This window comes from Bradyrhizobium sp. UFLA05-153 (assembly GCF_054185185.1).
Genome location: NZ_JBBIAM010000005.1, coordinates 169,772 through 175,779 on the forward strand (window position 1 = coordinate 169,772; position 6,008 = coordinate 175,779).

Consider the following 6,008-nt stretch of genomic DNA (forward strand, 5'->3'; position numbering starts at 1 on the left):
CACACGCGCATCCACTTCACCGGGCCTGATGGGAAACGCTCCACTGTGCTGATCCATCGCGGCAGCTCGGTCAGCACTCGGTTCACGCCTTCGATCCGATCTCAAATCCGAAGGAAGCTCGCAAAATGACCATCGGCCGCATTCGCCTGCTGATCCTGCTCGCCAACCTCGCTGTGTGGGTGGTGCTGATCTACGTCGCGACGCTGCTCTGGACGCTGCTCTGAAACCGTGAAGGAGAGACCATGAACCTCGCTAACGAAATTTCCTCGCTTGAGACCGAGCTGGTATCGCTGCGCACCGAAAACGAAGTGCTCAAGAGCAACAAGGCAATCATCGAGTTCGAGAACGAGAGCCTGCGTCGCCAGGTCGCGAAGATCAACGCCGAGCGCGACAACCTGATGCGCCGCGCCGAGTCGATCAAGAGCCTGCTCGACCAGATCGGCGGCAGCCTGATGCTCGGCCTCCGCAAATTCCACGACAACGAGCGCGACATCGCAGCCGCCCAGCTCGCCGCCGAGACGGGCGATATGCCGATGTTCCTCGCGCAGGCGCGCGGCAACGGCCACGCCGAAACCGACCAGACCGAGCACTGATCATGAGCCGACCCAGCGACCTCGAAATTGCGCAGGCGATCTGCTGCGGCGAGCACTGCCGCAGCGAGACCTCGCATTGCCACGCGGGCGATCACTTCGCCGAGGCCTATCGCGTGCGCAAGCTGCTGGATCGGCACGCCCTTGGGACCGGTGGAGCTACGGAGGCGGCGTCTCGCACAACGCCGTCGCGCGGTGAGGATATGAGCCAACGACCCGCGCCCCAGACCAAGCGCAAGCGGAGGGCTCGGGCATGATCGCGCGCCGGGTCCTCCTGCAATGCCTTGCGGCTGCGCTGGCCTCGCCGGTCCTGGCAGACGAGGATTTCCAGTCGATGTGGGAGCGCCGCATCGTCGGCGATGCCGGGGTAGCTCAGCCGGTAGAGCGGCGGATCGAAAATCCGCGCGTCGGTGGTTCGAACCCACTCCCTGGCACCAACCACGCCGCGCGGGCCGCTCGCGATCCGGTCTGCGGCAAGCGCGGTCGCCGCTATTTCCACATCGGTCGCCGTTTGTCCTGGAGGTGCCGCCGTGTCGGTTGATGTCGACAAGATCGCCGACAACGTCGGCAAGCTGATCGCGGCATTCCACCTGACCAGCGAGAGCATGGATAGCGACAGTGAGGGGGCGGCGCTGGCCTATCTGGTCGCCGAGTACGTCGCCTGCTTCCCGCCCGAGCATCAGCAGGAAATGCACGGCCTGTTCGACCGGTGCGTCGCCGACGAAATCAAGCAGATCAACGCGTACCTGCATCTCGGGAAGGGGGCGCACTGATGATGTCCACCGCGAAAGCGAAGGCCAAAGCACGCAAGAAGCCGGAGGCCCCGATGACCCAGCTCGCCTACACGGTCCCTGAATTCTGCCGCGCCTTTCGCATCTCGGAGCGGCACTACTTCAACCTGCGTGACGAGGGCAAGGGCCCGAAGGAGATGCGGGTCGGTCGCCGGGTCTTGATCTCGGTCGAAAGCGCGCAGGCCTGGGTGCGGGCGCGCGAGCTGGAGGGGACCTGATGATCACCACCATCGACAAGCTGCGCTGCGTCCTTCGCGAGATCGGCTACCGCAAGCACGTCTATCGGCGGCGGGTCGCCGACGGCTTCATGAATGAGGCCCAGGCGAAGCGCGAGATCGAGCTGATGGAGGCGATTGCCATCGACTATCGCGCCAAGGCGGCGGCCGAAGAGCCGCAGGCCGAAATGTTCACCGAGAAGGAGCAGCCGTGATGGAGGCGACGATCACCATCGACGGGCACAAGCTGACCGAGGGCCAGAGCATGTCGGTTCGCGTTGCCATCACCGCGTTCCTGCTGGAGCTGAGGAACGACAAGAAGTTCGCGGACAGCCTGGGCGTGATCGGCATCGCTTACCAGGCGCGGCTGACCGAGGTCATGCACATCATCCTCAACGAAGCGTCTTGAAGCAACGCCAGGCGCGTCCTGGCAAACAAGGAGAGAAGTCTATGCGCATTCCCAAGGGGGCCGACATCCAGCTGAAGACCGAGAACGACGGGCTCGAATTGCACGTCACTGCGGCGATCACCACCAAGGCCCAGGCTAACGACCTTATCGCCTGCATCCGCCAGGTTGCCGGTGCGCTGGAGAGCGAGCGCCGCAGCCGCCGCAAGCCCAAGATCGCCGAGGCGGCGTGATGGCCTGGCGCTGGCGTGTGTCGGCATTCTACGCCGTCGAGGACCCCGACAACGGGAAGCGACGCGGCATGTGCGCGATCATGACGACGCACGCCACTGAGGCCAGCCTGATGATTGAGCTGGCCGCTTTCCGGAGCCGAGCCGACATCGGGTGGGTCGATATCGTCGACCTGAACACCAACGAGCAGCATCGGGAATACATGCGATGACCGACCGCCGCGTCCTGCCGAACCGTCGCCACGCCGAGACCTTCGACATCAGCTTCGGCGGTCTCGACCGCAGCTATGCCGTCACCCTTGGCTTCTACGACGACGGCGCGCTCGGCGAGGCCTTCATCTCGGGCGGCAAGTCGGGCGAAGCCGTCGAGGCTATCGCCCGTGACGGAGCGGTCCTGTTGTCGCTTGCGCTGCAATACGGCGCGCAGATCGAGAACATGGCAAGCGCGATCACCCGCGATGGCCAGGGCCAGCCTTCGACGATCATCGGCGCGGTGATCGACCGCCTGCTGCCGGAAGTGAGGGCGAAGGATGAGTAACGTCGTCTCGACCGTATTCGAGCATACCAGCGTGCCCTACGGCGAGGACGGCAGACTGGTGCGGGGCATCATCGCGCGATGCGGTGCGCCGAATTGCGGAGCCGCCGTTCCTCTCCCGGTGAACCTGATGGCGAATGGTCGCGGCATGGACGGCAACATCGAGTGGCAGTTCATCGCGCGCAAGCTTGAGCAGAAGGGCTGGCGCATCGGCAAGAGCGCGACGGCTCACCGCTGCCCCAAATGTTTCAACGCCGCGAAGTTTGCAGCAATCCGGAGATCTGAGGAGAAGGCGATGCCCAAAGTCGAGGTGCCCCCGGTGCAGGTCCCGCTGCAGATCGTACAGGACAGCGGGAAGCAGATGACGCGCGAAGACCGGCGCATCATTTTCGAGAAGCTGAACGATGTCTACATCGACGGCAAGGTCGGTTACGGGCGCGGCTGGACCGACGAGAAGGTGGCGAACGATCTCGGCGTGCCGCGCGCCTGGGTGAAGCTGCTCCGGGAGGAGAACTTCGGCGACGAAGTCGGCAACGAGGACATCCGCGATCAGGTCAGCGAAGCGAACAAGGTCCTCGCTGACATCAGGGCATTGCAGCCGCACTTTGACCAGGCGCAGCGGTTGTTCGCGCTGGCCGGCAAGATCGAGAAGTCGCTGTCCGAAATCCAGAAGGTGTTGAAGTGACCGAGCAGAGCGAACTCGAGACGCTGCGGGCCCAGCTGGCCGCAGCCAAGGAAGAGACAGCGGAGCTGCAGGACATTTTCGATCTGCAGTGGGAGGCCGATATGCGCGCGGTCGGCCGCTGGCGCGCGGCGAACCCCGGCAACGATCTGGTGCTGCCCGACCGCGCTAATCTGGTGGTCTGGCTGCTCGGCATGGTCGAGCGGTCGGCGGCGCAGCCCGGCAGCCGCGAGGGCGAGCGCTGCTTCTGCGGCAAGCCCGCTGCGCACAAGGTCGAGGAAGTCGTGTTCGCCGACGACCCGCAGCCGATCAGGCATCCGCTGACCAGCTACGTTTTCCGCGAGCACTTCCGCGAGATGATGGGACCGGCAGCGCCATGAGCAGCGACGAGCAGGCCGAAAGGGACGCGGATATCGGGCGCGACGCGGCGAACATGCTGCTCGCCCTCATTAACGGCGTGAGCCCAGGGGTTGCCTACAACATCATCGGCTGCATGACGGTCACGGTGTTCACCGCAATCCCTTTCTTCAACCCGAGGGATGCCGTCGACGAATTCGACCATTGGGCGGCGTACACGCGGCAGATGATCGCCGACGAGATCAAAGAGCGGCTGCAATGACCTTCCGCGTCATCAACCTGACCAAGGGCGAGATCGTGGCCGAGCTGCACAAGGCAGACCAGGCCATGCAGTTAGCCGACACGCTGGCCGCAGACTGCCAGTACCAGGAGCAGTTCGCCGTGGTCGCGCTGGTGACGATTTACGAAACGCCGAGGCCGCTGAAGCCGAGATGAGGAACACAAGTATGGCCGACAATCTCTGCCCCTGCGGGTCCGGCAAGCAGTCCTGGTGGGAGCACGATGCGCGCGGCATTCCGCTGTGCCGGGTCTGCGACAAATGCCGGAAGGAGAAGCTCGGCCGCTATCGGCCCGACGTGCGGACCGACCCGAATTACTGGACCGACGAGCCGGTCGAAGACGATTGATGCGGCGGCGCGGTCACATCTCGTTCAAGACGACGCTCGCAGCGACGCTGTGCGAGATGCTGAACGACGACGGCACCGGGAAGCTGGTGAAGATCATCCCGCACGATGATGCGGTGAAAATGACCGAGGACCAGGTGCTGTCCCTGTTTCGGTTCGACCACGGGCTCTATCACGCGCAAGGCGGCTCGGACGAGTTCTGGAACCTGACGCCGATGCTGATCCGCGCGCACCAGGTCAAGACGTGCGAGCGGGATATCCCGCAAATGGCAAAGACGCGCCGGATCGAAAACGCCCAGGAGGAATTCCGGGCGCGCCTGCTGGCCAAGGCTCGCGGCGAGCCGCGCCTGCCCAGCCGCTGGCCTAAGCGCAAGTTTGGAAAATGAGCACGATGGGGAAGGACGTTATCGCGACCAAAGTCTGCAAGGCCTGCTGCCAGGAAAAGCCGCTGAGCGATTTCTATGTGCAGGTGCGCCCCGGCCTCCGGGACGCGACCATGACGGTCTGCAAGGAATGCCACCGCGCTCGCGTGAAGCGCGCCACCGCAGAACGCAAAAAAAGCCAGCGGGCGCGCGGACTAGTCGCCACGTCCGTGTAGGTCGGCTCGGAATGCGTGACAATCTGCTTATGGTGCGCCTCGCTGCGCGATCCTCTTTCCGTCGGTGACGCGGTCGCTAGGATGCACGATGACCCGCTCGCCCGCCGTCAATCCGGAGACTACCTCAGCGAGACGATTGTTGCGGTGGCCGATCCGGACCGAGACCGTTCGGGCGCGGCCATTCTCGTCGGCAAAAACGGCCCACTGATCGCCTTGGCGGAACAAGGCGCTTACCGGCACGGTCATCACGTCCGAAGCGCTCCAGGTGGTCACGTGGACGATGACGCGGTACTCGTGCCCAAGCTGGAGCCACGCCTCCGGCGGATCCACGAAATCGATGGTCACCCGGACCCGCTGCTCCTCGATCCCGAGCGCCGAGACTTTGAGGAAGCCGGCCGGATCGACGCGGACCACCTTGCCACGGATCGGCTGGCCGCCCCACCCGTCGATCCGGACGGGCGCGCCCACCTTGATCTGGACGGCGTCAGTCGATAGTAGGTCCGCCACGATCTCCAGATCGAGCGGGTTGCCGATATCGACCAGCGGCGTCCCGGGCAGGACCGTCGCCTCACTGTCCTGGACGATCTTCAGCACCCGTCCGCTTGCCGGCGCGAGCACCCGGACGCAGCAAGTCGGCTCCGCCGACGGGATCGTGTTGGCAGGATCCATCAACCGGGCCGCCAGGCTAGTACGCACCGCGCGACGCATGTCGACCTGAGCCTTCGCACTCGCCAAGGCGGCCTCGTTGGTGGCCACGTCGAACTTCGCCTTGTCGAAAGCCTGGGCCGAAGTGGATTGGGTGCGAAGGAGCGTCTGCGCCCGTTGGAATTCGGTCCTCGAGAAGTCCAGCGCTGCCTCGATCCGCTGCACCTCGGCCTCCTGCTGCTGGATGGCGGCGTCAGCCGCCAGGACCTCGGCTTGAAGCTGGTCGCGAGAGCGCACGTCGATGAAACCAGGCAGGGTCTGTCTCTTATACACATC

17 protein-coding genes and 1 tRNA gene are annotated in these 6,008 nt (G+C 64.6%); 17 read left to right on the plus strand and 1 reads right to left on the minus strand.

From position 1 onward, the window contains the following. Positions 1-242: 242 nt before the first annotated feature. The 17 genes from Q2941_RS05660 to Q2941_RS05740 all read left to right on the plus strand — a co-directional run bounded on the left by Q2941_RS05660 (position 243) and on the right by Q2941_RS05740 (position 5,027). On the plus strand, positions 243-593 hold the full coding sequence (locus Q2941_RS05660; protein ID WP_458191886.1) for a hypothetical protein: 351 nt from the start codon (positions 243-245) through the stop codon (positions 591-593). Between the two features lie 2 nt (positions 594-595). Next, positions 596-847, plus strand: a complete 252-nt coding sequence (locus Q2941_RS05665; protein WP_458191887.1) for a hypothetical protein — start codon at positions 596-598, stop codon at positions 845-847. Between the two features lie 104 nt (positions 848-951). Further along, a tRNA-Phe gene (locus tag Q2941_RS05670) sits at positions 952-1,027 on the plus strand. A gap of 93 nt (positions 1,028-1,120) precedes the next feature. Continuing rightward, complete coding sequence (locus Q2941_RS05675) at positions 1,121-1,363, plus strand: hypothetical protein (RefSeq protein WP_458191888.1); 243 nt, start codon at positions 1,121-1,123, stop codon at positions 1,361-1,363. Further along, on the plus strand, positions 1,363-1,599 hold the full coding sequence (locus Q2941_RS05680; RefSeq protein WP_458191889.1) for a hypothetical protein: 237 nt from the start codon (positions 1,363-1,365) through the stop codon (positions 1,597-1,599). Before Q2941_RS05675 ends, Q2941_RS05680 begins: the two co-directional genes overlap by 1 nt. Next, positions 1,599-1,811, plus strand: a complete 213-nt coding sequence (locus Q2941_RS05685; protein WP_458191890.1) for a hypothetical protein — start codon at positions 1,599-1,601, stop codon at positions 1,809-1,811. Before Q2941_RS05680 ends, Q2941_RS05685 begins: the two co-directional genes overlap by 1 nt. Continuing rightward, positions 1,811-2,005 (plus strand): hypothetical protein, encoded by a 195-nt coding sequence (locus Q2941_RS05690; RefSeq protein WP_458191891.1) that lies wholly within the window; start codon positions 1,811-1,813, stop codon positions 2,003-2,005. The genes Q2941_RS05685 and Q2941_RS05690 overlap by 1 nt, the downstream gene beginning before the upstream one ends. Positions 2,006-2,046: 41 nt before the next feature. After that, positions 2,047-2,235, plus strand: coding sequence for a hypothetical protein (locus Q2941_RS05695; RefSeq protein ID WP_458191892.1), 189 nt, complete (start codon positions 2,047-2,049; stop codon positions 2,233-2,235). Next, complete coding sequence (locus Q2941_RS05700; RefSeq protein WP_458191893.1) at positions 2,235-2,444, plus strand: hypothetical protein; 210 nt, start codon at positions 2,235-2,237, stop codon at positions 2,442-2,444. The genes Q2941_RS05695 and Q2941_RS05700 overlap by 1 nt, the downstream gene beginning before the upstream one ends. Beyond that, a complete protein-coding gene (locus Q2941_RS05705) occupies positions 2,441-2,770 on the plus strand; it encodes a TSCPD domain-containing protein (RefSeq protein WP_458191894.1) in 330 nt (109 codons plus the stop codon). Before Q2941_RS05700 ends, Q2941_RS05705 begins: the two co-directional genes overlap by 4 nt. Next, complete coding sequence (locus Q2941_RS05710; RefSeq protein WP_458191895.1) at positions 2,763-3,452, plus strand: hypothetical protein; 690 nt, start codon at positions 2,763-2,765, stop codon at positions 3,450-3,452. The genes Q2941_RS05705 and Q2941_RS05710 overlap by 8 nt, the downstream gene beginning before the upstream one ends. After that, positions 3,449-3,829 (plus strand): hypothetical protein, encoded by a 381-nt coding sequence (locus tag Q2941_RS05715; RefSeq protein WP_458191896.1) that lies wholly within the window; start codon positions 3,449-3,451, stop codon positions 3,827-3,829. Before Q2941_RS05710 ends, Q2941_RS05715 begins: the two co-directional genes overlap by 4 nt. After that, complete coding sequence (locus Q2941_RS05720) at positions 3,826-4,068, plus strand: hypothetical protein (RefSeq protein WP_458191897.1); 243 nt, start codon at positions 3,826-3,828, stop codon at positions 4,066-4,068. Before Q2941_RS05715 ends, Q2941_RS05720 begins: the two co-directional genes overlap by 4 nt. Beyond that, on the plus strand, positions 4,065-4,241 hold the full coding sequence (locus Q2941_RS05725) for a hypothetical protein (RefSeq protein ID WP_458191898.1): 177 nt from the start codon (positions 4,065-4,067) through the stop codon (positions 4,239-4,241). Before Q2941_RS05720 ends, Q2941_RS05725 begins: the two co-directional genes overlap by 4 nt. 11 nt (positions 4,242-4,252) lie before the next feature. Further along, positions 4,253-4,432: a hypothetical protein gene (locus Q2941_RS05730; RefSeq protein ID WP_458191899.1), complete on the plus strand. Its 180-nt coding sequence runs from the start codon at positions 4,253-4,255 to the stop codon at positions 4,430-4,432. 56 nt (positions 4,433-4,488) lie between these two features. After that, positions 4,489-4,815, plus strand: a complete 327-nt coding sequence (locus Q2941_RS05735; protein ID WP_458191900.1) for a hypothetical protein — start codon at positions 4,489-4,491, stop codon at positions 4,813-4,815. 5 nt (positions 4,816-4,820) lie between these two features. After that, entirely contained in the window at positions 4,821-5,027 is a 207-nt protein-coding gene (locus tag Q2941_RS05740) for a hypothetical protein (RefSeq protein WP_458191901.1), read from the plus strand. 27 nt (positions 5,028-5,054) lie between these two features. Here the strand turns inward: Q2941_RS05740 and Q2941_RS05745 are convergent. Continuing rightward, a partial coding sequence (locus Q2941_RS05745; protein ID WP_458191902.1) for an efflux RND transporter periplasmic adaptor subunit occupies positions 5,055-6,008 on the minus strand: 954 nt, incomplete at its 5' end.